General features: G+C 55.2%; 20 protein-coding genes and 2 pseudogenes. 9 read left to right on the forward strand and 13 right to left on the reverse strand.

From position 1 onward, the window contains the following. Window positions 1–87 precede the first annotated feature (87 nt). The 8 genes and pseudogenes from FDY98_RS18405 to FDY98_RS18440 all read left to right on the forward strand — a co-directional run bounded on the left by FDY98_RS18405 (window position 88) and on the right by FDY98_RS18440 (window position 9,899). Window positions 88–2,130, forward strand: coding sequence for a methyl-accepting chemotaxis protein (locus FDY98_RS18405; RefSeq protein ID WP_027957010.1), 2,043 nt, complete (start codon window positions 88–90; stop codon window positions 2,128–2,130). Between the two features lie 12 nt (window positions 2,131–2,142). Continuing rightward, on the forward strand, window positions 2,143–3,210 hold the full coding sequence (gene cheB, locus FDY98_RS18410) for a chemotaxis-specific protein-glutamate methyltransferase CheB (protein ID WP_027957011.1): 1,068 nt from the start codon (window positions 2,143–2,145) through the stop codon (window positions 3,208–3,210). Beyond that, window positions 3,207–4,634: a CheR family methyltransferase gene (locus FDY98_RS18415; protein ID WP_027957012.1), complete on the forward strand. Its 1,428-nt coding sequence runs from the start codon at window positions 3,207–3,209 to the stop codon at window positions 4,632–4,634. The genes cheB and FDY98_RS18415 overlap by 4 nt, the downstream gene beginning before the upstream one ends. 2 nt (window positions 4,635–4,636) lie before the next feature. Beyond that, on the forward strand, window positions 4,637–6,766 hold the full coding sequence (locus FDY98_RS18420; protein WP_009285868.1) for a hybrid sensor histidine kinase/response regulator: 2,130 nt from the start codon (window positions 4,637–4,639) through the stop codon (window positions 6,764–6,766). Window positions 6,767–6,835: 69 nt separating this feature from the next. Then, complete coding sequence (locus FDY98_RS18425; protein WP_027957013.1) at window positions 6,836–7,192, forward strand: response regulator; 357 nt, start codon at window positions 6,836–6,838, stop codon at window positions 7,190–7,192. Between the two features lie 69 nt (window positions 7,193–7,261). Beyond that, window positions 7,262–8,940: pseudogene (locus FDY98_RS29690) on the forward strand (diguanylate cyclase). After that, complete coding sequence (locus tag FDY98_RS18435; protein WP_009285870.1) at window positions 8,930–9,490, forward strand: chemotaxis protein CheW; 561 nt, start codon at window positions 8,930–8,932, stop codon at window positions 9,488–9,490. The pseudogene FDY98_RS29690 and the gene FDY98_RS18435 overlap by 11 nt, the downstream one beginning before the upstream one ends. 1 nt (window position 9,491) lies before the next feature. Continuing rightward, window positions 9,492–9,899: a hypothetical protein gene (locus tag FDY98_RS18440; protein ID WP_027957015.1), complete on the forward strand. Its 408-nt coding sequence runs from the start codon at window positions 9,492–9,494 to the stop codon at window positions 9,897–9,899. 18 nt (window positions 9,900–9,917) lie between these two features. On the opposite strand, the gene FDY98_RS18445 is transcribed toward FDY98_RS18440, so the two are convergent. The 5 genes from FDY98_RS18445 to dctP form a co-directional block, all read right to left on the reverse strand. Next, window positions 9,918–11,123, reverse strand: a complete 1,206-nt coding sequence (locus FDY98_RS18445; RefSeq protein ID WP_027957016.1) for a molybdopterin molybdotransferase MoeA — start codon at window positions 11,121–11,123, stop codon at window positions 9,918–9,920. A 215-nt stretch (window positions 11,124–11,338) separates the two neighbouring features. Beyond that, window positions 11,339–12,616 (reverse strand): hydroxymethylglutaryl-CoA reductase, degradative, encoded by a 1,278-nt coding sequence (locus FDY98_RS18450; RefSeq protein WP_268871410.1) that lies wholly within the window; start codon window positions 12,614–12,616, stop codon window positions 11,339–11,341. 8 nt (window positions 12,617–12,624) lie between these two features. Continuing rightward, complete coding sequence (locus FDY98_RS18455; protein ID WP_009285872.1) at window positions 12,625–13,947, reverse strand: TRAP transporter large permease; 1,323 nt, start codon at window positions 13,945–13,947, stop codon at window positions 12,625–12,627. A 4-nt stretch (window positions 13,948–13,951) separates the two neighbouring features. Continuing rightward, window positions 13,952–14,455 (reverse strand): TRAP transporter small permease subunit, encoded by a 504-nt coding sequence (locus FDY98_RS18460; RefSeq protein WP_340147049.1) that lies wholly within the window; start codon window positions 14,453–14,455, stop codon window positions 13,952–13,954. Window positions 14,456–14,527: 72 nt separating this feature from the next. Then, complete coding sequence (dctP, locus tag FDY98_RS18465) at window positions 14,528–15,595, reverse strand: TRAP transporter substrate-binding protein DctP (RefSeq protein WP_009285873.1); 1,068 nt, start codon at window positions 15,593–15,595, stop codon at window positions 14,528–14,530. Window positions 15,596–15,770: 175 nt separating this feature from the next. Between dctP and FDY98_RS18470 the strand changes: the two genes are divergently transcribed. Beyond that, window positions 15,771–17,153, forward strand: coding sequence for an aminotransferase-like domain-containing protein (locus FDY98_RS18470; RefSeq protein ID WP_035538766.1), 1,383 nt, complete (start codon window positions 15,771–15,773; stop codon window positions 17,151–17,153). Window positions 17,154–17,284: 131 nt separating this feature from the next. On the opposite strand, the gene moaB is transcribed toward FDY98_RS18470, so the two are convergent. The 8 genes and pseudogenes from moaB to FDY98_RS18510 form a co-directional block, all read right to left on the reverse strand. After that, window positions 17,285–17,806 carry a molybdenum cofactor biosynthesis protein B gene (moaB, locus tag FDY98_RS18475; RefSeq protein ID WP_022521835.1) on the reverse strand — a complete coding sequence of 174 codons (522 nt, stop codon included), beginning with the start codon at window positions 17,804–17,806 and terminating at the stop codon, window positions 17,285–17,287. Between the two features lie 5 nt (window positions 17,807–17,811). Beyond that, entirely contained in the window at window positions 17,812–18,144 is a 333-nt protein-coding gene (locus tag FDY98_RS18480; protein WP_022521834.1) for a DUF1244 domain-containing protein, read from the reverse strand. Between the two features lie 103 nt (window positions 18,145–18,247). Next, a complete protein-coding gene (locus tag FDY98_RS18485; protein WP_009285875.1) occupies window positions 18,248–19,348 on the reverse strand; it encodes a formate dehydrogenase subunit gamma in 1,101 nt (366 codons plus the stop codon). Window positions 19,349–19,359: 11 nt separating this feature from the next. Then, window positions 19,360–19,974, reverse strand: coding sequence for a formate dehydrogenase FDH3 subunit beta (fdh3B, locus tag FDY98_RS18490; protein ID WP_022521832.1), 615 nt, complete (start codon window positions 19,972–19,974; stop codon window positions 19,360–19,362). A 64-nt stretch (window positions 19,975–20,038) separates the two neighbouring features. After that, window positions 20,039–22,889: pseudogene (locus tag FDY98_RS18495) on the reverse strand (molybdopterin-dependent oxidoreductase). A gap of 24 nt (window positions 22,890–22,913) precedes the next feature. Continuing rightward, a complete protein-coding gene (locus FDY98_RS18500) occupies window positions 22,914–23,114 on the reverse strand; it encodes a twin-arginine translocation signal domain-containing protein (RefSeq protein WP_022521831.1) in 201 nt (66 codons plus the stop codon). Between the two features lie 66 nt (window positions 23,115–23,180). Further along, window positions 23,181–23,795, reverse strand: coding sequence for a TorD/DmsD family molecular chaperone (locus tag FDY98_RS18505; protein WP_027957019.1), 615 nt, complete (start codon window positions 23,793–23,795; stop codon window positions 23,181–23,183). A 90-nt stretch (window positions 23,796–23,885) separates the two neighbouring features. Then, window positions 23,886–25,526, reverse strand: a complete 1,641-nt coding sequence (locus FDY98_RS18510; RefSeq protein ID WP_340147050.1) for a 4Fe-4S binding protein — start codon at window positions 25,524–25,526, stop codon at window positions 23,886–23,888. Window positions 25,527–25,531: the final 5 nt, after the last annotated feature.

Here is a 25,531-nt window from a genome sequence, read left to right on the forward strand (position 1 = left end):
GAGTGGTAAGTATCACTCTACTTCTAACCCTGAGCGCTATTGAGCAGCGTCGTTAGGGCCACCGTCTACTTTGGAGCAACGGCGAACATGATGGCGCGCTGGAAATCCCTACCTTTACGGCTTCGTCTATTTCTCTCTTTTGGGACAGTCTTAGCATTCGCGATGCTTTTGGCGCTCTATCTTCAAGCGCGTTCACACAGCCAAGCGCGGCTGGATAACCTGCTTAATCAAGAGCTACCGGCACAGGTCAAAGGGCTGGCAGCGCATATAAACCTCAGCCTTAGCCAGGATCTTGCCATTTCCGAAAGCTTGGCCAATAGCTACTTTATTGAGCAGTGGGTTCGCGAAGGCCTACCGGAAGAGCGACAAAACGACATTGCGGCGTATCTAGCGCGTCTTATGGAGCAGTTAGACACCGAGCTGCTGTTTATCGCCGCTCAACACCAGGGTCGGGGCTACTATTTCCAGCTGCGCAACGGTGAATTTCTGCAGCGCATTATCCAGCCCCCCGGCAGCGAAGATGACTGGTACTACCACTTTACTGACAGCGACAACGCTTACGAGCTAAATTTAGATAGCGACACCTTCTCACCCGACGATGCCTTTGTGTACGTCAATTATCGCAGCACGGTAAATGCCGCCAACGGTCGACCGCTGGTCGTGGCCGGTGCGGGGCTTGATCTCTCCCAAATGGCCAGTTTGATTGATGACTTTCGCTTAGGCGGTAGCGGACACGCTTCGCTGCTCAGCGCCGAGGGTGAGCTGCTTGTTCGCAGCGGCGAAGCCAAGCGTAGTGATGAATCAGCTCCTACTGTCGCAACAGCCACCGAGGCCTTACCAGAGCAAGCGTCGCAGCGTTTGCTGCAAAACGAGCAGCTACAGGTGCATGAAGCGACCCGTGACGGTCAAGAAGTGTTGGTCAGCACGATCTGGCTCCCCGAGCTGCAGCGCTACCTAATGGTGGAAGTCGATAAAAAGGCGTACCTGGCGTCCACCCACGAGCGCTTCCTGGAGTCCAGCGGTATAGGGCTGCTCATTCTGCTCGTTGGGCTGCTGGTACTCTACCCGCTGACTGGCAGCCTCATCCGCCCGCTGATTGATTTCCAGCGCCAGTTGAAAGACATCACCTACAGCCTGGATCTTTCGCGGCGGGTCAGCACCGATGACAAAGCCGAACTTGGCGACTTAGCCAACCAAACCAACGAGCTCCTTGAGCGCCTCTCCCGCGCTATTGCGGCAGTGGCCAAAAACGCTCAGGCACTAACGCAAGTCGCTGACCGGCTGGCGAAAACCGCCGGGCTTTCCGGTGTGCACGGTAGCGATATCGATCATGAAGCAAGCCAAACCATGGCCGCAGCGGTCGAGGAAATGGCCTCTTCGGTAGCGGAAATAACTTCCACCATGGAAGAACTCTCTACCTCATCAACCCAAATTGCCGATCACTCTCAGTCGGTGGTCGACGTTGCCAATCAGACGCTGGAGCGCAGCCGGAAAGGCAGTTCGGCCATGCAGCTGCTACAGTCAAAAATGCAGGATATCCGTAGCGACAGCGAACAGAGCCTGACAGAGATCATGACGCTGGGGGCGAAATCCAAACAGATCAACAAGGTTATGGAGCTGATCAACACCCTGGCCGCTCAGACCAAGCTGATCGCTTTTAATGCCGCCTTGGAAGCTTCAAGCGCAGGGGAATCGGGCCGCCGCTTTTCGGTTGTCGCCAGTGAGATACGCCGCTTGGCTGACAGCGTGACCGACTCAACCCAAGAGATTGAAGCGCATACCGATGATATCCAGACGGCGATTAATCGCTTGGTGGTGGCCTCTGAAAAAGGTGCCTCCTCAATCGAGCAGGGCGTTGAGGCAAGCATGAGTACCGCCCAGGATCTGGAGGCGCTGCTCAAGGCGGCGAGTCAAACCAGCAGCGCGGCCCAGCAGATATCGCTCTCCACACAGCAGCAAAAAACCGCCAGCAGCCAGGTGGTGATGGCCCTACGCGATATCGATACGGCCAGTTCTCGCAACGCACACTCAGTGCGCAGTATTACCGATATTAGCCAGGACATGATCCATATGTCGGCTGAGCTTAACGCGCTGGTGCAGGAGTTCACCCTAACAAATAAAAATCGCTGATAAGGATACCGGATGAGTGTAATTCGGGTAGTCATTGCCGACGACAGCCAGGTAGCCCGCGACGTGCTACGCGATATCCTCAGCCGGGACGATGATATTGAGATCGTGGGGGAAGCCACTAATGGTCGTGAAGCGGTGGAACTGGCCAAGCGCCTTGCGCCGCAGCTGATCACCATGGATCTCAACATGCCAGTGATGGACGGCTTGTCCGCGATCGAAGAGATCATGTACAGCAAAGGAGTGCCCATTCTGGTAGTCAGCGACCGCTCCGATGCGCAAACGGCCTATCAAGCCCTTGAGGTAGGCGCGTTGGAGGTCATGCCTAAACCCACTCTGGAAGGAGTCGATGCCGAACGCTTGCTGGAGCGTGTACGCCTGCTTTCCGGCGTGGCGGTCATCACTCGTCTACGTCGACGCGGCTTAGCACCTACCCCCTCTCCTCCGATACCGACGTTTACTGTAACGCCACGGGGGGTACCGCGTAACTTCCAGCACGTGGTCGCGATCGCCTGCTCAACCGGCGGCCCACAAGCCTTAGTGCGGGTGCTGCGGAGGCTACCCAGCGGGTTTCCGGCCCCCATTGTGATCGCCCAGCACATCAGTCATGGATTTATTGATGGTATGGCGCAATGGCTGGCATCCCTTTGCACTATGCCGGTTAGCGTGGGCCAAGAGGGCGAACGGCTACGCCCTGGGCATATTTACCTATCACCTTCCGAGCGTGATTTATGTGTATCCTCCCGCCACCGCTTCCAGCTTCAACCCAGTCCTGAATGCTCCCTGTACCACCCCTGTTGCGATGTGCTGCTGCACAGTGTCGCGGAGGTCTACGGCAGCGATGCGATTGGTATTATTTTGACCGGCATGGGCCGCGATGGAGTAAATGGCATGCGGGCGATACATCGCGCAGGCGGAACCACCTTCGCGCAAGATGAAGCCAGCTCGGTGATTTATGGCATGAATCAGGAAGCCGTCAAAGCAGGCGTCATACAGTATGAATTACCGCTCGACAGCCTTCCGGATCGGCTGCTACGCGATGTCCATGGCTGCATGGATAGCCGACCGGAGCCTCTGGCATGAGTGCGTTTGCTCCCTTCAAAGCTCTGGTGCATCAACGCTGCGGTTTACACCTAGATGGCTTGGCCGAAGCCCGGCTATTCCGAGCAGTAGCCAGCTTACAGGCCTCCACGGGGCTAACCGACATCACTCAGCTCCTCAAGCAATTAAGCCACGACCCGGCGCTATTCGATCAATTTGTCAGCCAGTTAACGGTCAACGAAACCTATTTTTTTCGCGAACCTGACGCCCTGGACTGGCTGGTCAACACCTATTTACCGCAACGCCTAACGACAGAGCAGCCGCCGCTCTCTATCTTCAGCGCGGGCTGCTCTTCCGGTGAGGAGCCCTATAGCGTAGCGATGATGCTGTTTGAGCGCTTTGGCGAGCGGGCCAAAGCGCTGTTTACTCTTACCGGCGGCGACCTGGATCACCAAGTTCTCGCCAAGGCACGCCAGGCAGTTTATGGCGGCATGGCGTTTCGCGCCCTCTCCCCCGCCTTCAAAAAGCGTTACTTCAGCCCCCACAAGGGGCGCTACAAGCTTCACGAACCGCTGCGCCAATGGGTAACCTTTCGGCCGTTTAACCTGTTAAACGCCAACGAAGACAGCCCCGTCGGCCCCTTTGATGTAATTCTGTTTCGCAATGTCTCGATCTACTTTGACCAGCAGACGCGGCGCCATATCCATCAGCAACTTAGCCAGTTGCTGGCCCCCAATGGCATTTTACTCTGCGGCGTCACCGAAACCCTGGGTAACGATCTCGGCGTGTTTGAATTGACCGAAGCTCAGGGCGTATTTTACTTTCGCCATGCAGAGCAACCCGCGATAGTGCCAGAGACGCCCCTTCAGCCCTCATTACTTGCGATGGACAACATGGCTGAAGACAGTATTAGCGTTGCTGAGAGCGCAAATAAACAGCTAGCGTTAGACAACTGCACTGATGTGACACCCCAGGCGCCACGTCAGCATGCAACGGAAAAAGAGCCAACGGACAGCATTAGCCACCAACTGCACACCGCCCATCGGTTGCTTAACCAAAATGCGTTTGACGACGCCGCTACGCTGCTTGAGGTGCTGCTTAAGCAACAGCCGTGGTCGATCGATGCGCTGGTGCTGGCCGGGTTGGTCGCCCGCTGGCAGCAGCGGCCCCAGCTCGCCTACGAGCATTTTAAGCGGGCCATTTACGTCGCCCCGGAGTGTTGGCCGGCCCATTTCTACTTAGCTGAACTTTATCGCCAAGGCGAACTGGCCGACAAGCCATTACAGCGCAAGCAGCGCTATGCTGCGGTGGTTCGTTTGCTGACCACTGCGCCCACCTCTGATGGAGGGCTAGACACCATCACCCCACCACTACCGCCAGGCGATGCGCGCTTTCTAGCCGAACGTTATTTAGACGCGGTGAACCTAACACTGGCATCAACCAGTACCACCCAGGGAGTGGGTTAATTATGGCGCTGGATATTCGCCGCTTTATACAACGCTTTGTGGAAGAGGCAGCCGACCACCTGCCCCGCTTGCGAGAAGGAATTAGCGCACTGGAGCAGGGCCATGCTGATCGCGAACAGATCAACGACCTGTTCCGCGCAGCGCATACGCTGAAAGGCTCGTCGCGAATGCTTAAACTGGTGCCAATTACGGCGCTGGCACATAGCACTGAAGAGCTGCTCAGCGCTCTGCGCGACGGCACCCTAACCGCAACGCCAACGGTGACCAGCCTGCTCAGCCAGGCGGTTGACGGTCTTGCTGACTTAGTCAGTCGACTCGCCGAAGGAGCGACAGGTGACGACCTACCCGCGGCTGATGAGGCGCTATGTAGCGCCCTGGAAGCGGCTGCCCTCGGTCAGGCCCCACCCCCGCCCATTACTCCCGCTGAGGCGGCGCCATCCTCTGTGCCTGCGCTACCGTCCTCCTCAACACCGCCTTCCTCCGCTGCGCTGGTGGCGGAGAGCGAACTGCGGCTCAGCGATACTGTGCGGGTTCGCCTGGATCGACTGGACGATGTTATTCGTTTGATGGGCGAAGTGCTTTCCGGCCATCATCATTTACATACCCTGGTTGACCAAGCCCGTGAGCTAAGCATCACACCTCCTGCCGAACAGCAGGGGCCTTTTCACGCCTTTCACCGTGAGCTGAAAGATAGCGTGTTAAGCCACGATTCGCTGATGAGCGACCTACACGACCGCGCACTGCAAATGCGCATGCTGCCGCTAAGCGTGGTGTTTGATCCACTCGCGCATATGTCCCGGGAATTGGCCCAGTCACTCGGCAAACAGGTCGACTGCCGGGTGCGAGGCAGCGAAATCGAACTTGATCGCCAGATGATTGATCGCCTGTCGGATCCGCTTATTCACCTGCTGCGCAATGCCTTGGATCACGGCTTAGAGCTGCCTGCCGAGCGCCAGGTAGCGGGTAAACCTCCCCGTGGGCAGTTGATTATCGAAGCCTGGCAGGATGCTGGCTGGGTGGTGGTAGAGATGCGTGACGACGGCGCGGGTATTTCGCTTGAAGCGGTACGTCAAAAAGCGCTCGCCAAGCAGTTGGTGAGCGAAGAGCAGCTCCATGCACTGAGCGAACAGGAAACGCTAGAGCTTATATTCCTGCCGGGCTTCTCTACCAAGAGCATGATTACCGACTTTTCTGGCCGCGGTGTGGGCATGGATGTGGTCAAGCGCACCGTGGTGGATGAGCTTAACGGCGACCTGCAGCTTGCCAGCGAACGCGGTAACGGCACCCGCTTTACTCTGCGCCTGCCACTCTCGTTGGCGATGATGCGGGTACTGCTGGTCAGCGTCGGCGGCGTCAACCTAGGGGTAACGGCGCCTTACGTATCAGAGTTGGTAGAGTGCTCATCACAATCATTTATTGATGCTGCGGGTCAGCGCACGCTGATTTTACGCAATGAATTTGTGCCGGTGGTATCGCTAGCCCAACTGCTTGAGCTACCAGAGACGGAGTCCGGTACTGATACCACCCTACTGCTGGTCGTCCACCAGCGGCACCAGAAGCTTGCTCTGATTATTGACTCCCTGATTGATGAACGCGATATGATCATCAAGCCACTGCCCGTACATCTGCGTTATTTACCGCTGGTCTCGGGCATGGTTTCCATGGGACGCAATGCGCTGGTAAGCCTACTCCACGTACCCGCTTTACTGGAAGTCACCCGACACAGTGCCCAACGTGCTAACGAAGAGCGTGCATCCTCCGCTCTCGCGAAACGCATTTTGGTGGTCGACGACTCACTGAATACCCGCGAAATAGAGAAAGATGTACTCGAAGCGTGGGGCTACCACGTTACCCTGGCCGAAAATGGTCGCGACGGATTAGCCAAAGCACTGGCAGAGCCGTTTGATGCCGTACTTACCGACGTTGAGATGCCGGTAATGGATGGCTTTGCGCTGACTGCCCGACTGCGCGAAAATGAGGTTTATCGTTATCGGCCAATTATTATTATCACCTCGCGGGAAAAGGAGGCTGATCGGCGACGCGGTATTGAAGTCGGTGCTGACGCTTATATCGTCAAAGGTAGCTTTGACCAAAACAATTTAGTTGAGACACTCCAGGCCCTACTGGGTTAATCACGAGTGATACTGACACGACGGTTAATGACATAGCCATTAAAGACACAACTACCATGAGGTCATGGAATGCCTATCCTGGTCGTAGACGACGATCCGCTTGCCGGGGAAATGACGGCGGCACTGCTTGAGCATCAGGGCCATGAGACGCTGCTGGCCATTGACGCGATGGAAGCCGTTGAGCAGCTAGATAATCGCAGCGATATCAAGCTGATTATCAGCGATATGCACATGCCCCTCATCAGTGGGGTAGCACTGCTGGCGATGCTGCGCGAGCAGGCTAATCACCTACCGTTTATTTTACTCACCGGAGACACGCCGGACATAACGCTTCAGCAAACACCAGGCCTGGATGCCTGTTTGCGTAAAGATGCCGAGCTGGCATCCAACCTGGAAGCCGCAGTAAAACAGGCGCTTGATGAGTAACCATCGCTAGAGGGAATGGATCACTGATGGAATGGATCGCCGCTTTCGTTCACTTACGTAGGTAGTTTGATGTCTAAGCCCGCCCCTTCGCTGCACGATAAGCTGAACCAGCTGCGTGAGCGTTTTATTGAGCAGCTTCCGTCCCGCTTAGCGCAAACCGCCGAGCTGTGGCAGCAGAGTCGCACGACGAGCGAAGAACAGGCGCGACTCGCGCCAGAGCTGCACCGTTTCTTTCATAGTTTGAAAGGAACCGGGAGGTCGCTGGGATTTGAGCGGCTTGCCCAGCTGGCGGATCAGGCGCAGGAGGCGCTCACTACCTCTCCCGCCCGCGCCGATATCGATACGTTTATCAGTCAATTGCTTCTCCTGATGGGTCACGAGCAGCAGCACCTGCGCTCCCACCAGGGTCAACAGCAAGCGCTGGCGGCCGTAAACAGCTTCGAGCTTTCCAGCCAGGTTGAGCCACTGCGCAATAAGCGCCAGCGGTTAATTTATCTGTGCGACGATGAGCCCGAGCAGGTCGATCAATTAATCCATCACCTACGCTGCTTTGGTCACGAAGTCGTTCAGTTTATCGATACAGACACATTCTTTAACGCTGTGCTCACTCGTCGCCCTGACGCGGTCATCATGGATGTGCAGTTCCCCAAGGCCAGACGGCAGGCACTGAAACCCTGACCAGCTTGAACAAGCTGACAGGCCAACCGCTTCCTGCCATCGTTTTGTCGGCCCACAGCGACTTTCATTCGCGCCTGAGTGCCGTTCGTGCAGGCTGCGGCGGCTACTTTACCAAACCGGTAAAACCGCTGGATCTGATGCTGGCAGTGGATGAACTGACCGCTCCGGCGGCAGAAGAGCCACTCAAGGTGCTAGTGGTGGATGATGAGCCCGAAGCAGCCGCTTACCACGCTCTGTTGCTTGAAGAGAGCGGAATGCTGACTCATCAGGTTCACCATCCCGCCGATGCGCTCACGGTAATGGAGCGCTTTAGCCCCGATTTACTGTTGGTCGATGTGTATATGCCGGTGTGTTCTGGGGAAGAGCTGGCATCGATTATTCGCCAGCAGCCGGAACACCTGGGTCTACCGATTATCTATCTCTCCAGTGAAACCGACAGCCAAAAGCAGATATCCGCTATGTCTGCGGGGGTTGAAGCCTTTCTCACCAAACCCGTTCAGCCCGAAGAGCTGGTCTCTGCCGTGCAACTGCGCGCCGAACGCCTGCGTCTGCTGCGCTCATTAATGACCCGCGACAGCATGACCGGGCTGTATAACCACAGCACCACCACTGAACTGATCAATAAAAACCTCGCTCAGGCGCACCGTGATAATAGCCAGCACGCCATGGCGATGATCGACATTGATCACTTCAAGCACGTCAACGACACCCACGGTCATTTGGCGGGTGACCAGGTAATTATCACCCTGGCAAGACTATTAAAGAGTCGCCTGCGTCTCTCCGATATTATCGGCCGCTACGGCGGAGAAGAGTTTGTTGTGCTGCTAAAGGGCATTAATGCCGAGAAAGCCGCCACATTGATCGATAGCCTGCGCGAGGATTTTGCACTGATTGATTTTCACACCGGTGAGGTTCGCTTTCGCTGCACCTTCAGTGCAGGCATTAGCAGCTTCCCCGCACAACCTTCTACCGAGCCGCTGCGTTTAAGCGCCGACCAAGCGCTCTACCGCGCCAAACACCAAGGTCGCAATCAGGTAGTGATATCGCCGGAGCTGGCCGATGACCGCTGAATTTCCCCGCAACGGCGAGGCAAATGACCAGCCGCCCGCTACCCAAACCCTTGACGAGGCATTAGCAGCACACGGCGATGCTGAGGCGGCGGTAGATATTGATGAGCCTACCCAACAGCTAGTGCTCTTCCGGCTCAACGGCCAGCCTTTTGCACTACCCGGCAGCGCGGTGAGTGAAATTCTATCCAGCGACCAACCCGTCTATTACGTGCCGGGACTGCCTTCCTCTACCGAAGGTGTGCTGCACCTGCGGGGCACAATCGAGTCCGTCATTAGCCTGCATCGACTACTCGGTTTACCTGCACCGGAAGGTAACAGTAAGGGGATGATTCTGTTAGTGAGCGCGGCAGGGATTACTAGCGGTGTGCGTATTGAACAGCTTGATGATGTGTGCGAGGTCACTCAAAGTATGCTGCAAGCGCCGCCAGAGACGCTTTCCGGCACGTTGCGCCCTTATGTCAGCGCGCTATGGCAGATAGATGAGCAAGAAGCGCTTGCCCTGCTTGACCCAGAGGCGCTCTTCGACGCCTACCAGCAGGGGCTCGGTTAAAGTGCCCTTGCATCGCGGCCATCATGAACAGGCCCAGGTTGCCTTGGTGCTGTTTTGCGTAGGGCCTTACCGTACCGCCTTGGAAGCGCGCCATGTGCTGGCCATGACCGATCACCCCACGGCACCGCGCACTGCCAATGCTCAAACGTTGCTTTATGAAGGTGGTGACCATGGCTCCCCACCTAACCGCTGGCTCACCCTACGCGACGCTCAAGCAGCCAGCGACAACAACAGCACTTGGCAACTGGGCGTGAGCGGTGACATAACGCTTCAGCAACTGCCGGCCAACACCCTCTACCCGCTGCCTAAACTGCTGCTTTCCCGCCGATTTTCCACGGCGCTATGCGGGTTAACCTTCGTCCAGCAACAGCTAGTACTGCTACTGGATGCCCGCAAGCTTAATCCTTAGCTTTCTCAGCCCCTGCTCTTAGCCAGCCAACCACAAACAGCTAATGGCATCGCCCTCGGCTATGTCGCTATTGGCCGGAACCACTGCAAAAGCATCGGCGTTAATACAGGATGAAAGCACCCCGGAATTCTGATCCTCAAAGGCCGTCGCCGTCACCCCGCTTGGCGTGAACTCAAGCGTTACACGCATATAGTGCTCACGTGGGCCGGTGGAGGTAGCAAACCCCGCTTTCGCGGTCACCGCTGGCAGCGATGTTAGCGCTGGACAACCAAGCATTGCGCCCAGTAAGGGACGCAAAAACAACCAGGCACCAACAAACCCCGAGACCGGATTGCCTGGCAAACCGACAAACCGCACCTGGCTGCCGTCATCGCGAGGCAAACGACCCAGTGCTAGCGGCTTACCGGGGCGGATCGCCAGCTTCCACATATCGAGCTGGCCAATCGCTTCCAGCGCAGCTTTGACATGATCCTCTTCGCCGACGCTGACGCCGCCAGTGGTGACCACCAGGTCTGCCTCAGCAGCGGCGGCCGTTAACAGTGCCACAGTGCGGGCATAGTCATCCGGAACACTAACGGTACTCACCACCTCGGCGCCAAAGTTCTCTAACAGGCGCCTAAGCATCGGCCGGTTTGAGTTGTAAAGCTGCCCCGGCTTTAGTGGCGTACCCGGATCAATAATCTCATCGCCCGTCGAAAGCAGCGCCACACAGGGGCGCCGGCGCACGCTGACCTGAGTAATCCCCTGACCTGCCAAGTGGCCAAGGGCCGCTGCTTCGAGCCGCTCACCAGCGTCTAACAGTACGCTGCCCTGGCGCACGTCACGCCCTTGGCGGCGGACATTATCACCTGCGGGAATATCCGCAGGCATCAGCGCACGATCACCGTCAACTTGTACGCGCTCCTGCATCACCACGCAGTCGGCACCGGGAGGAATCTCACCGCCGGTAAAAATACGTGCGCAGCTTCCTGGCGCAAGCGCTTTCGCCTGTGTGCCGGCGGCAATGCGTTGACTCACCGGCAGCCACTGCCCCGCATCAGCAGCGCGCAAGGCGTAGCCATCCATCGCGCTATTATCGAAGGGTGGTACATCCAGCTGTGCGGTGACGGCTTGGGCCAACACACGCCCGGCAGCGGCTTCCAGCGGAACACTCTCGACGCCTATTACGCTGACGTCTGCCAGTAGCGCCTCAAGCGCGGCTGATATTGGCTGCAAGTCACTCATGCTGACCTCGGCCAGGGATGACCAGGTTGGCGAGCATGAACTGGGTATTATGAAGTGATGGCATAGTCGTCTCTAAAACAGAAAAATCGGGGTCGTTAACCTTAAAGAGTAGATTAGCGCTGTAGATAGAATGCCACGATCAACGTTCAGAAACAGCCCGTAGTGGTTACATCTAGCTAGACGACTAGTCAGTTCTATATAAGCTGGCTAAGGCGTTACTGTCGCACCTCGTTGAGAATTTCTTCTGCTACATCGACCCTTACCTTACCAAGCTTCACCAACGCGTCGGCTACTTTCTCAATCTCGTCACCAACCGCACCTGCCATGACCGCAATATTTTTCGCATGGAGTGCCATATGACCCTTTTGGATGCCCGTCGTCGCTAGTGCTTTGAGTGCAGCGAAGTTCTGAGCCAAACCGACTGCAGCAATAGTGCAGGCAAGCCGTTCGGCAGTCGTTATGTTCATTATATCCAGCGCAATACGCGCTGTAGGGTGAGAGCGCGTGGCTCCACCAATTAAGCCTACCGCCAAAGGCATTTCAATAGTGCCGGTCAGGTTTCCGTCAGCATCGGCTTCCCATCGTGTTAATGAGCTGTACTGCCCTGTACGGGCAGCATAAGCATGGGCTCCCGCCTCTACGGCCCGACAATCATTTCCAGTTGCCAGTACCACAGCACTTACCCCATTCATGATGCCTTTGTTATGCGTGGCTGCGCGATAAGGGTCAATATCGGCGAAGTCATAGGCGGCCAATATGCCATCACGAACCTCTGCACCACCAATTTCGTCCAAAGCCCAAGTAGCCCGTGCTCTCGCTAACCGACGATCCGCCAAGTTGGACAAAATACGCAGATAGGTCTTCCCTCCCGTCCATTTTGCAATATGGGGGGCTACGGCTTCCGCCATGGAATTCACTGCGTTAGCGCCCATTGCATCACGAGTATCGACAATCAGATGGGTGACCACCATTGGCCCAGTGCGTCCTTTCAGAACACGCACCTCCATATCACGGAACCCGCCGCCGTGTTTAAGCAAGACCGGATCTGTTTCATCACATATCAACTGAACGTCCGACTTATGCTCTAGTATCTGCAAACGAGCGAATTCAGGATTCGGAACACCCAGCAACTGAACCTGGGCAATCATGTGAGAATTCGACATGTCTGTCTTAAAACCGCCGGTTGAACGGCACTGACGGGCTGCGTTACAGACAGCAGCTACCACCGAAGACTCCTCTGTCGCCATGGGCACTAGGACATCATGCCCATCTACCAGCATATTGGTCGCCACACCCAAAGGAATGTTCATGGTGCCAATGACATTCTCGATCATGGAGTCGGCTGTGGCTGAATCCAGGTTGCCCGTGTTACCCAGGTGCCTGACAACATCCTCGCTCAACCCAGTGACTTCCACTACCTTTTGTAGCCGCTCTTCAGGTGACATTTTGTGCAACCCTGGAATACGAGAAGTCGTTGTAGTCATTGTTTTTATCTCCTTTTTTAAGAGCGTACTTTCTGTGAAAGTTGTTCAGGCAGCCAAGTAACGATTTCGGGAAAAAGCATAAATAAAATTAATGCAATGAGCTGCAAAACTAAGAAGGGTACGATGGCCCGGTATACAGTTCCCATACCAATATCAGGTGGCAGTACTCCCTTTATGTAAAAAAGCGTGTAGCCAAAAGGAGGGGTGATATAACCCATCTGAGCAGTAATAAGGAAAAGCACTCCGAACCAGACCGGATCAAATTGAAAGGCGTTTATGATAGGTAAGAAGACAGGCACACATAAAAGGATGATGCCAATTTCATCCAGGAATAACCCAAGGAAGACTAAAACCAGCATCATGGAAAGCAGTACTAACCAGCGATTCATTTCAAGGTCTTGAATGAATTGTAGAAGCGAGTCCGCCCCGCCAGTGCCGGTGAAGATGGATACAAATATCTTCGCCCCAATCGTGATCCACATAATCATAGTGGTCACACGCAAGGTATCCATAGATGCAGCAGATAAGTTTTTAAATGTCAGCTGCTTCTGAAAGGCCGCTGAAATCAACGCCCCAACAACACCCACTGCTGCTGCCTCGGTGGGCGTGGCAATACCTGCATAGATACTACCCAGCACGGATAAAACAATCAGTACTGGTAGTATCAGAGCTTTAAGAGAACTCAACATCTCCCCTAGGTTTGTCTGCTCTCCAGACTGCCGAGGAGCTAGGTTTGGCTGGATAATTGCTCTCAGAATAATATAAAAAATATACAGTCCTGCCAGTATTATTCCTGGAACAATACCGGCAGCAAACATTTTGCCAACTGATATCTGGGCAGTAGAAGCATATACAATCGTAATAATTGAGGGAGGAATCAGAATGCCTAATGTACCTCCTGCACAGATTGTGCCCAGTGCTAATCGCTGGTCATAACCGCGCTGTAGCATAGATGGCAATGCGAGGATGCCCATTGCCGCAACAGCCGCCCCAACAATGCCGGTCATCGCCGCCATCACCGTACAGATCGCCACGGTACCGACGGCCAATCCTCCCGGCAAACGTCGGAACCAGAGCTCCATTGCACGATATAACGCTTCAATAATACCTGAGCGCTGAAGCACGCTTGCCATCAGCACATAGAGTGGGATAGCCAGCAAGATGTCTGATGTCATTGCATCAAAGGTTTGGAGAACGGTCAGCACTAGTGCATCAGCTCCCCACAGTATGACTGTGAATAAAATTGCCAAAAATGCCAGTACAAATGCTAAAGGCATCCCGCTGAGCAACAATACCAACAGTGAGACAAACATCATTGAAAGGACAAGAGTAGAACTCATGCTTTCACCTCTTGACCTTGAATACGCTTAACTGCCCAAATAATTTCAGCCAGCGCTTGCATGAGAAGCAATAAAAAGCGATCGGAATAAGCGCTTTCACCGGCCAGACGGGGGGATTCCAAGAGGTAAATGAAGTTTCACCACTTGCGTAGGCATTCAGCGCTATAGGTAGGCTCTGATCTATAAAAATCACCGTTACTACAACAATCAGCGCATATGTTAGACAGTCTACTAAGCCTGCCAACTTAAACGGCAGTTTACGGTAAAGTATGTCAACGTTGACGTGTCCAGCAGTATGTAGAATATAAGGGCCAGCCAGTAAGAAGTAAGGGCCAAATAATAGTGTCGCAAGCTCCATAGCCCAGGTAGTGGGTGCATTGAAAAAATAGCGGGACACTACTTCGTAGCTGATGACGGCCACCATAATGAAGACAAAAGCCGATACAACCGTGGCCACCCAACGGTTAAGAGCCGTTATAAGGCGGCAGTAGCCAAGAAGAACAGCCATAATTGAACCTCGATGGGAAGGCAATCCGGCCTATTACCGGATTGCCAGCGCGCGGAACCGTAAGGTAGGAACTCAGTCAATCAAGCCAAGTTCTTGCATGAATTCGATTTGGCTATTGAGAATTTCGTTAGCCAATTCGTCATCTCCAGCCGCTCTCCTCCATGCATTCATCGCGGTCGGGCGCCCTTCTGCAATGAGGTCGGGGCTCAAATGGGTGATCTGTACGCCTTGCGCTTCGAACTCTTCGAGAGCAACAGTATCCTGGGCAAGGATGTGCTGCCGTAAAGAAGACGAAATCTCACGGGCAGCCACTTCCAAGGCCGCTTTGTAAGAGTCAGGTAAACTATCGTAAGCCGCTTGGTTCGCTACATAACTGGTAGCTGTCGTGGGTTGGTGAAAGCCAGGTACAGCTATATATCCGGCCACTTCTCCCAAGCCTGCTTCAAAATTAGCGGTCAGGTCGCCGCGATCGGCAAGATCAATGACCCCTTTTTCAAGTGCTTGATACACCTCTGCCGTAGGCAACCCTGTCGTAGACACACCAAATTCGCTCATCACCGTGCTGGCCAAGCCAACGAAACGGCCTTTTTTGCCATCCAGATCATCCAGAGATTCGATAGGAAATTTAGAATGGATGGGTTCTTGCCCATAAACCGTAGGTGCAATGTAATAGAGACCAGCTGACGCATAGGCCTGACGAGCCAGCTCAATTCCCCCTTTCTCATAGAACCAAGCTTCGTACTGGTCAGATTCAGGAAAACCAAACGGTACTGTGCTGGTGAACGCGAAAGCAGGTATAGAACCTGCTTCATAGCCGTCAAATGTCTTCATCATCTGGAAGGCACCTGCACGTACAGCTTCAAATGCTTGGGCCGCTGGCACTAATTGTCCACCGGCAAACAATCGAATTTCAAACTTCCCATCAGTTAATTCGGACACCCGCTCTACAAATTTTTCTTCGTATTCATAGGGCGTCGTCCCCGCATCCCAAAGCGCCTGCATTCGCCAGTTTACGCTGGGCAGATCCTCGGCAATAGCAATAGAAGGAGCCACACAGGCTGTCACAGTGGACACAGCTGCGACCGTTTTTAAAAAGAACCAGCTTTTATTTATGGTTGTTAAGTTCACGATGTTCTCCATGGTGAATGGCAGTGCTATTAGCGCGAACTAGAGACCGCTGCATCACCGATTATTGTTAGAAATAAAACATACTCTTATCTTAAGTTAGGGTGATAGAGAAAGCTGGACAAGGTACAATATTCAAAATTGACCCATGTACTGTACCCTTTCCTTAATGGGTACAATTGAGCCTTTTATGAAGCAAAAACCACCTCGAGCACAACAAGTCGCCAATACAGTTATTGAGCGCATTGAGCAGGGACAGCTAACGGCGGGGACAAGATTACCCTCCATTCGCAATGCAACCCTGAGCTTTGGGGTTTCAAAAAATACTATAATTGATGCTTATGACCGCTTAGTCGCGACTGGATATATCAGCCCTCGGCGCGGTTCTGGCTTTTATGTGGAAGCAACCAGACCAGCTCACCCAGCTATCAAGCCTGAACATTTTACTGAAGCGGTCGACTTGGTTTCTCTATTAAGAGAACAATTGAATCAGCATTATGAAGTCAGAGCCGGAGATGGACGCCTGCCGGCAAGTTGGATGGAAAGCTCGGACATACGCCGCTATTTCAAACGCAGCAATCAGGATCATGACGCCAGAGATGAGTTCGAATACGGCAACCCTCAGGGATTGATCGGCCTGCGAGAAGATATCGCCAGAACGCTAAACGATCGTGCAATTAGCGTTCATCCAAATCAAATCTTGATGACGTTCGGCGCCAACCATGCACTCGACCTGATTGTTAGGCATTTTGTAGAGCCCGGTGAAGTGGTGCTAGTTGAAAGCCCTGGTTATTACCCAATGTTTGGTAAATTACGCCTACAGCGTGCCAAAACCATCGGCATCACTAGAGGACCTCAAGGGCTGGATCTCGATATGCTGGAACAGAGTATCCGGGAATACCGGCCAAGGCTTTTGTTTGTTCAGCCTATGGCTCACAACCCTACCGGCACATCCATGTCTCTCCAGAATATGCATGCCTTATTACGTATCGCTGAACAGCATGATTTAACCATCATTGAAGACGATCCTTTTGGTGATATTCTCCCCCGATCAACGCCTCACCTTGCTTCGCTCGATGGCCTTAACCGAGTCATATACGTTGGCACTTTTTCCAAAACGCTATCTGCCAGTATGCGTTGTGGCTACATTGCAGCTAATCAGACGCTGGTTCGGTCACTGATTGATATTAAAATGCTCACGGTGGTTACCAGTTCAAGCATTATTGAAAGGATGATCCATGAAATGATCATTCATGGTCGCTATCGTCGCCAAATGACTCGTTTACGCGAGAGAGTGGCCAAGGCTAGCGCAGCAGCGATCTCCTCGTTGAAAAATATTGGTTTCAAGCAAATTCAGCCACCCACCGGGAGTTACTACATTTGGTGCCCTTTACCAAAAAGCGTAGACGGCCTTGAGCTAGCAAAAAAAGCCTCTGCACAGGGGATTTTCCTAGCACCTGGAAATTTGTTTACTTTAGGCAATGACGAGTCAGGGTCAGCTCTTCGAATCAATATTGCTCTAGCGAATCACCCTTTATTACTAAACTTTCTAAAGGAAGAAGCACTGAGCTAGCCGGTTAAAACCAATGCAGCTATTGCATTGACACTAACTTTTAAGAGCGCGACGACAGCGCAACCCCAATACAAGTCGCCACGCAAACTTGTTGCTACAGCAAGCGGCAGCCTGGAAAATATGCCACTCATTCAACCATGCTGGCCTCGACCTGGGATGACCAGATTAGCGAAGTTGCAGGGTTTGTGGCGGCTATCCAATTGCTCTGCCAGAATGCCGTCCCAGCCGGTGCGGCAGGCGCCGGTTGAGCCAGGCAGGCAGAACACTACCGTGGCGTTGGCTAAGCCGCCGAGGCAGCGGCTCTGGATGGTGGAACTGCCAATTTCCTCACCACTTAGCTGACGAAAGCGTTCTCCAAAGCCTTCGATGCGCTTATCCAGCAGCACCGAGATGGCTTCAGGGGTAGAGTCACGCCCAGTGAAGCCAGTGCCTCCGGTGGTGATGACTACCTGCACATCCGCCTCGGCGATCCAGTTCGCGACCACCGCACGAATACGATAGACATCGTCAGGCACTATGCGCTTTTCAACGAGAGTATGACCGGCGTTGGTTAGCCGCTCGACCAAGGCTTGACCGCTCCGATCCGTCTCTTCCGTGCGGGTATCCGAGACCGTGAGTACGGCTATGTTGAGGGGCACCATTGGCTCACTCATTGACGTCACCCTTGTTTGGCTGCTTTCTTTTTGGCGTGGTGAGCTTCCCAGGCCGCCATTTGCTCAGGCGTAGCGGGCGGCTGGTAAAGCTCCTTCCACTCGCTGTAAGGCATACCGTAAACGTACTCACGTGCCTCTTCGTAACTGAGGCTTTCATCCCGCGCTTCCGCGGCGCTAACCAGCCATTTCGATAAGCAGTTGCGGCAAAAGTCCGCCAGGATCATCAGGTCGATATTCTGGACATCTTTGTTATCGTCCAGATGCTGTAGCAAGCGGCGAAACGCGGCGGCTTCAAGCTCGGTGCGCGTGGTTGGGTCTAACTCATCAAACGCTGACATAACCGTTCCTCTCATACATGGCTTGGGTTATTTAATAACTTAAGGTGAAGCATAACAAAAGACACCGCCGAAAGGCGGTGTCTTAGCGACCATTAAATGCTTATTAACTGGTTCGCGTTGCCGACGGTTCACTGCTGCCGCCAGATGACTTGCGGGCCGCCACCTCTTGTTCCGATAGCGTTTGGTCTTTGACCTCTTCGTACCAAAGATTATGGTGCTCTTTGGCCCAGGTCTCATCCACATAGCCCGTGGTCATACCTTCTAGCGCGCCTTCGGTACCCAACGTGCCGATATAGATATGGCCGAGGGAAACCGCCGTAAGCCCCAATGCGCCCACTGCGTGGATAATATTGGCCCACTGCATGGTGTCACGGCCCTGGTCGAAGTTGGGGAAGTCGAGCACGAAGCCACTGGCAACCACTAAGATTCCCACCGTCGCTAACAGCCAGTACCAGGCTTTTTCACCACCGTTGGCAAAACCAGCATCCACATGCTTTTTGCCAATCATACCGCCGCCTTTCTTGAACCATACCCAGTCGTGCTTTTTGGGAATATTGTCTTTGATCAAGCTGACCAGCAGGATCACCAGCAGAATGCCAAAGATCGGCCCCAGGTAGTTATGCAGCACTTTTGTCGCCGCAATCATCCAGGCCCAAATCCCATCGCCAAACAGTGGGCGGAACACGAATTTACCGAACAGCAGCGTCATCCCGGTCAGCGCCAGAATGATAAACAGCGTTGCTACCGTCCAGTGCAGCGCGCGTTTCATCAGCGTCCAACGCAAAAGTAGACGCCCCGTGCGCGGCGCCTCAAGCTCTTTACGCCCGACAATGAAGTAGAACAGCGCGATCAGCGCCGCCATGCCAAATACCGCAATCAAACCAAACGGCGACACCCAGCGGTTGCGAATCTGCCGCCAGGTTTCACCGCTTGCATTGATCAAGCTGTAGTCGCTTTCATAACGCGAGTCACGGTAGTTAGGCCCGGTCTCTCCACTACGTACCTGACGCCACTGGTCGGCGGTAATGCCGGGGGCAGCGGTGTTCATTTCACGGTCAGGATCCGCTTGAGCCAACGCCACTTGCGTGAAGCCGAGGCTAAGCACCAGAGCAAACGCCACCAACATAAAGCGCCAAATACCCAGGGCGAGCCCTTTACCTGAGCGTGGCACCCCACCGGATGCCTGTGCAGTCAACAGGTTCATGACACGCCTCCTTACCCTTTATGGGCAGCATCATAGGCTAGGTTGTCGGCACTGGCCTGAGGGTTATTAGACCAGGCGCCATCTTTGTGCCCGCGATGGACAACACGCTGACGGAAGATATCGGCCACGTCTTGGGCATCACCGGCAAGCAGCGCTTTGGTGGAGCACATCTCAGCACACAGCGGCAGTTTACCTTCGGCAATACGGTTGGAACCGTACTTCTCGTACTCCTCTTCTTTGCTTTCGGCCGGGCCGCCCGCGCAGAAGGTACATTTGTCCATCTTGCCGCGCTCACCAAAGGCATCCTGCTGGGGAAACTGCGGGGCGCCAAACGGGCAGGCGTAGAGGCAGTAACCACAGCCGATGCAGAGGTCTTTGTCGTGCAGCACGATGCCGTCATCGGTTTTGTAGAAGCAGTCGGTGGGGCACACCGCCATGCAAGGGGCGTCGTCACAGTGCATGCAGGCGACGGAGATGGACATTTCATCCGCTTCACCGTCGTTGAGCGTGACCACGCGACGGCGCTGAATGCCCCACTCGACATCGTTGGCATTTTTACAGGCGGTGACGCAGCCGTTGCACTCAATGCAGCGTTCGGCGTCACACATAAATTTCATTTGAGCCATGGTGTTCTCCTCATGCCGGTGCGGGATGGCTCCCGCACCGCCGTGCTGTCAGGTCGGTCGAAGCTTAAGCCCGCTCAATGCGGCAGATGGTGCACTTGGTCTCTTGCATCAGTGTCACCGGGTCATAGCCGTAGGTGGTGGCGGTATTGGCCGCCTCACCAATGATGTACGGATCAGACCCATCCGGGTAACGGTCACGCAGGCTTTCGCCCTGGAACATGCCGCCAAAGTGGAACGGCATAAACGCTACGTTACGATCGACGCGAGGAGTGACCAGGGCTTTGACCTTCACACGGCCCCCTTCTGCCCCTTCTACCCAAACATCGTCACCATCTTTGATGCTGAGGTCGTTGGCGTCCGCCGGGTTAATTTCGACAAACATCTCCTGCTGCAGCTCGGCAAGCCACGACATGGAGCGCGTCTCTTCACCGCCACCTTCATACTCAACCAGGCGCCCAGAGGTGAGAATCATCGGGTACTCGCCAGTGTTGTCGCGATCCTGAATGGTTTTGTACATGGTCGGCAGGCGCATGATGGAGTCGAAGTCGTCCCAAGTAGGGAAGCGTTCAACCAAATCGCGACGCGTGGTGTAGAGCGGCTCACGGTGCTTCGGCACCTGGTCGGGGAAAGTCCAGACCACAGCGCGTGCCTTGGCGTTGCCGTAAGGCGCGCAGCCATGCTCAATGGTGACACGCTGGATACCGCCAGAGAGGTCGGTTTTCCAGTTTTTGCCTTCCGCCGCCTGTTTCTCTTCGGCGGTCAGGTCGTCCCACCAGCCTAGGTCTTTGAGCAGTTGGTCGTTGAACTCTGGATAGCCGTCGTCGATATCGCCACCTACCGGCGCTGAACCTTCCGCCAGAAGGTTGACGCCGTCACGCTCGATACCAAAACGGGCACGGAAGCCCATGCCACCTTCCATCACCGGCACGCTGGTGTCGTAAAGGTTAGGCGAGCCTGGGTGGCCGAACTCTGGCGTGCCCCAGCAGGGCCACGGCAAGCCGTAGTAATCACCGTCCGCCGGGCCGCCCTCTGCGCGCAGATTCTCGAAGCTGAACGTGTGCCAGTTTTTCTGGTGCTCTTTGAGGCGTTCGGGGCTTTGCCCGGTGTAACCGACCGTCCACATACCGCTGTTGATTTCGCGCAGAATGTCATCGATGAGCGGCTCGTCGCCGTTCATCTGGTAGTTCTTGACCAACTCATTACCGAAGCCCAGCTTACGAGCAAACAGGTACATGATTTCGTGGTCGGGCTTGGACTCAAACAGCGGCTCAATCACGCGGTCACGCCACTGAATCGAGCGGTTAGTCGCGGTGACACTGCCTGTGGTTTCGAACTGGGTGGCCGCTGGCAGCAGATACACGCCGTCGCTACGGTCATGCATAACCGAAGCAACGGTGGGATAAGGGTCAACGATGACCATCATCTCAAGCTTCTGCATCGCTTTTTGCATCTCGACGCCGCGAGTCTGGGAGTTAACCGCGTGGCCCCAGTAGAACATTGCTTTCAGCGCGGTACGCTGGGAGATATTCTCGTCCTCTTCGAGCACGCCATCGACCCAGCGCGATACGGTAATACCGGCAGTGTACATGGGCTTACCATCGGCATACTCGGTATCGTCATAGCGGCCTTTAAGCCACTCGTAGTCGAGATCCCACACCTGCGCCCAGTGCTGCCAGGCACCTTCCGCCAAACCGTAGTAACCAGGCAATGAATCGCAGCCAAGGCCCAGGTCGGTCGCCCCCTGTACGTTATCATGGCCACGCAGGATGTTAGCGCCGCCGCCCGCCACACCGATATTCCCCAGCGCCAACTCAAGAATGCAGTAAGCGCGGGTATTATTGTTGCCGGTGGTGTGCTGGGTGCCGCCCATACACCAGACCACACAGCCAGGCCGGTTGTCGGAGAGGCGTTTAGCGACATCGTACATCTCGGCTTCGGGACACCGGTGACTTCTTCTACAACGCTGGGCGGGAAGTTGGCGACTTCAGCGCGCACTTCATCCATACCGTAAACGCGCTGATTGATGTACTCGTTGTCTTCCCAGCCATTTTCAAAAATGTGCCATAACAAGCCCCAAATATAGGCGACGTCCGAACCGGGACGTAGACGCACGTATTTGTTGGCCTTGGCGGCAGTACGGGTAAAGCGAGGGTCAGCGACGATAATGTCGCAATTGTTGCGCTCTTTAGCGATCAGGATATGCTGCATCGCCACCGGGTGCGCTTCACTGGGTTGGAGCCAATGAACAGAATCGCCTTGCTGTTATGCATGTCGTTGAGCGAGTTGGTCATCGCTCCATAACCCCAGGTATTCGCCACGCCGGCCACGGTGGTGGAGTGGCAGATACGCGCCTGGTGGTCGGTATTGTTGGTGCCCCACAGCGAGGCAAGCTTGCGCATTAAATACGCCTGCTCGTTGCTGAACTTAGCCGAGCCCAACCAGTAAACGCTGTCCGGGCCGTGCTCTTCGCGCAGCTCAAGCAGTTTGTCGCCAATCTCGTTAATGGCGTCATCCCAGCTCATACGCTCCCACTCACCCGCGACTAACTTCATTGGGTACTTGAGACGCCGCGTGGAGTGGCCGTGCTGGCGCAGCGAAGCACCTTTCGCACAGTGCGCGCCACGGTTGATAGGGTGATCAAAAGCGGGTTCCTGCTTAGTCCAAATGCCCTCTTGAACTTCAGCATACACGCCACAACCTACTGAGCAGTGGGAGCAGATGGTGCGTTTGGTCTCGACCGGCGAGTCCAGCACGGGTGTTTTATCGGCTGCTTCTGAGCGCTGCATCATGGGCGCACTCATAAAGCCAACGGCGGCCATACCGCCAGTGGCTGCACCGCTGCGTTTGAGGAACTGGCGACGGGAAATACCCAGCCCTGAGGCCTTGGGGGTGTCTGTTTTGCGAGTTAAGCGCATGGCAAATCTCCTGGCATTCCGCCGTCAGTCACGCAGCGAGGCGTAATAAGCACGGACGTGATCAGTCTCACGGTAGTTAACCGTTGGTTTTTCGTTTTTCACCGGGGCAGTGTCAGCCTGTGCCAGAGTGACATGACCGACTGCCGCCGCGGCGCCAGCAGCGGCGGTTCCCAACCCAACGGTTTTCATAAACCGACGGCGCTCAGCGTTGTGTGACGGTTGCATGGGTTTCTCCTCTTGCATGCTTTTTTATGCGGGTCTTTTTTTGCTGTTTCTTTTATGAAGCCTGCGTTAAGGCTCAAGAATACGCACTGGCGTATGGCCCGCATCAACCCTCAAGCGAGCCTGTTCGCTCTCCATAAAAGCGCTACCCAACTGCCCCAGCGCTGCATAGAAAGCGGTGTCTACCTGCCCCAGGTCGGCAAAACAGCTGGCCGCCCAGGGGGCTAAATGTTGGCTAAAGAAATAACCCTGCTCAGAGCTTTCGGCGTCGATCAGCATCGCCATCACTTCACACAGGGCAGCCAGATGATCTTCCGGATCCCGGGTATGCTCACTGCGTTCAAAGCCGAGCACTTTTAGGTCTTGGCGCAGCGCCACCAGCGCCGCTTCCATCAATTCGCCGTTGCGGTACCAGGAAGCGTAGGGCACCACTTCACCTTGAATCACACCGACCAAGTGGCGAAAGTGAGCTCGCTGCAGTCTCTCAGCATCTGCACCGTTGGCGGCTACCGCCAACGACTGCCAGCACTCTGCCAGGCGGCTGCCATCTTGCTCGATAGCTAGCTCAGCCAACCAGTCGAGCAGCTCTGTATCTGGCGCTTGGCGCAGTAACGTGGCTAACAGCCGGTAGATATCGGCGCGTAGCGCATCCGCTTCTTTGAGCGTGGGCAGTGCATCCGTCATCGGCTTATACCTTCAGTTGCGCGTCAGGGTCGCGAATCATGGTTTTCCAGACATCTTTTACCCGGCAGTCTTCGCACATTTCCAGGCGGATCATCGCCTCGCCGGCGAAGTAGGGGTGGTTAGCCAACTTCTGTTTAATAGTAGCGACCGTGCTGACAGTGGCAAACGGCTTACCGCAGTTGATGCACTCAAAGGCCGCTTCTTCGTGGCAGATGTGCGCGTTTCGCGGGCATTGGATGCCAGGAAGCCGGGCATCAAGGTAATCGCATTTTCCGGGCAAGCCTGCTCACACAAACCACACTGCACACAGTCCGCTTCAAGGAAACTCAGCGCGGGCGTTTTGCCGCCTGATTTTAATGCCGGGGTCGGGCAGTTGCTGACACAGGCGTGGCACAGCGTGCAGGCATCGCTATCGACTTGAATGGCGCCGTAGGCAGCGCCTGCTGGCATAGCAGCCCGCTCGCCGTTGGAGTTGCCCAATTCAGCCAACCGCGCTAGCACACGGTTAAAGCGCGCACGCTTTTCTGGCTCAGGCAGGCTTAGCGGTGACTCTGTCAACGGGGTGAGTGCCGGTAGCGCATCCCTGTCTGCATAATCGGCTATCTCGATCAGCTTTACGCGGGCACGGTCATGGCCTAGGGCGTCCAATAGGGCATGCGCTTGAGTGAGCTGATCGGTCAAAAAGGCACTTAAGCGGGCGGGCATATTGGGGTGCAGTTGGATACGCACTTCGGCGGCACCGGCGGCCAGAGCGGTTAGCCACTGGTCATGGCCCGCTGCGCCCAGCTCTTCTAGCGGTGCGTCGATGATATGACCTGCGGTGACTACACCCGCTGCGCGCTCAGCATCTTGGGAATCATGGGTAATAAAACGCAGCACCGGGGCTTGGCCACCCGCTTCGCGGTAGGCGCCCAGCCAAGCAGAGAGCGTATCCTGCTGGCGGCGCGTTTCCGGTAGGCGAAATTCGATAGCGCCAGTGGGACAGGCACTGGTGCAACTGCCCACGCCTTGGCAGAGAAAGGGATCAATCTCGATGTGAGATTCAATCCGCCCCTGAATGCTGGAGATGGCATCCGCGGGGCAAACATCCAAACAGCGGGTACAGCCAATGTTGCCGCTGGTAGAGTGGGCACATAAGTCGCTATTGACCTGAAAATAACGCGGCTTGTCGAATTCGCCCACCAGCCCCACAAAATCGTCGAGGATGTCGTTGCGCTGCTCGACATTCTGCCACTGCATTACCACATAGCCAGGCGGTGGTAATTCCACCGATAGGCAAGGAGAAGCATTTAAATCCAGGACTAGGTCAAACGCCTCTCGCTCGATCAGCGCACGGGCAAGATCAAGCGGCTTATCGCCATCAAGCAGCGTTTTGAACATGCCCAAATGGCCGCTAATGCGCAGCTTTTCTGCCTGGGCGCGGGTTAGCGCCTGGGTGGTGAGGATCTCGGTGGCAGCGAGCAAGTCGCTATCGTTTACCCCGTCGTCAACATTTGCGGCGTTGGGCGCGGTGAAAACCAGCGTCAATGAAGCCAAACCACGCCCTTGCAGAATACGCGCGGCTTGTCGGGTATCGCGCTCACTGCCGAGCAGCAGCGCATGACCACGGCTGTGATAGGTCACATTGGCAGGCGTTAGGTTAGCGGGCCACGAGATACGCTGGCGTACCGTCTCCCGAGCCTCGGCATTGCGCTGGTCGTCTAGCGACGCCAGTTGGATTCGTTGATTCATGCGCT

This window comes from Halomonas sp. PA16-9 (genome assembly GCF_009728585.1).
Classification (GTDB): Bacteria; Pseudomonadota; Gammaproteobacteria; order Pseudomonadales; family Halomonadaceae; genus Vreelandella; species Vreelandella titanicae.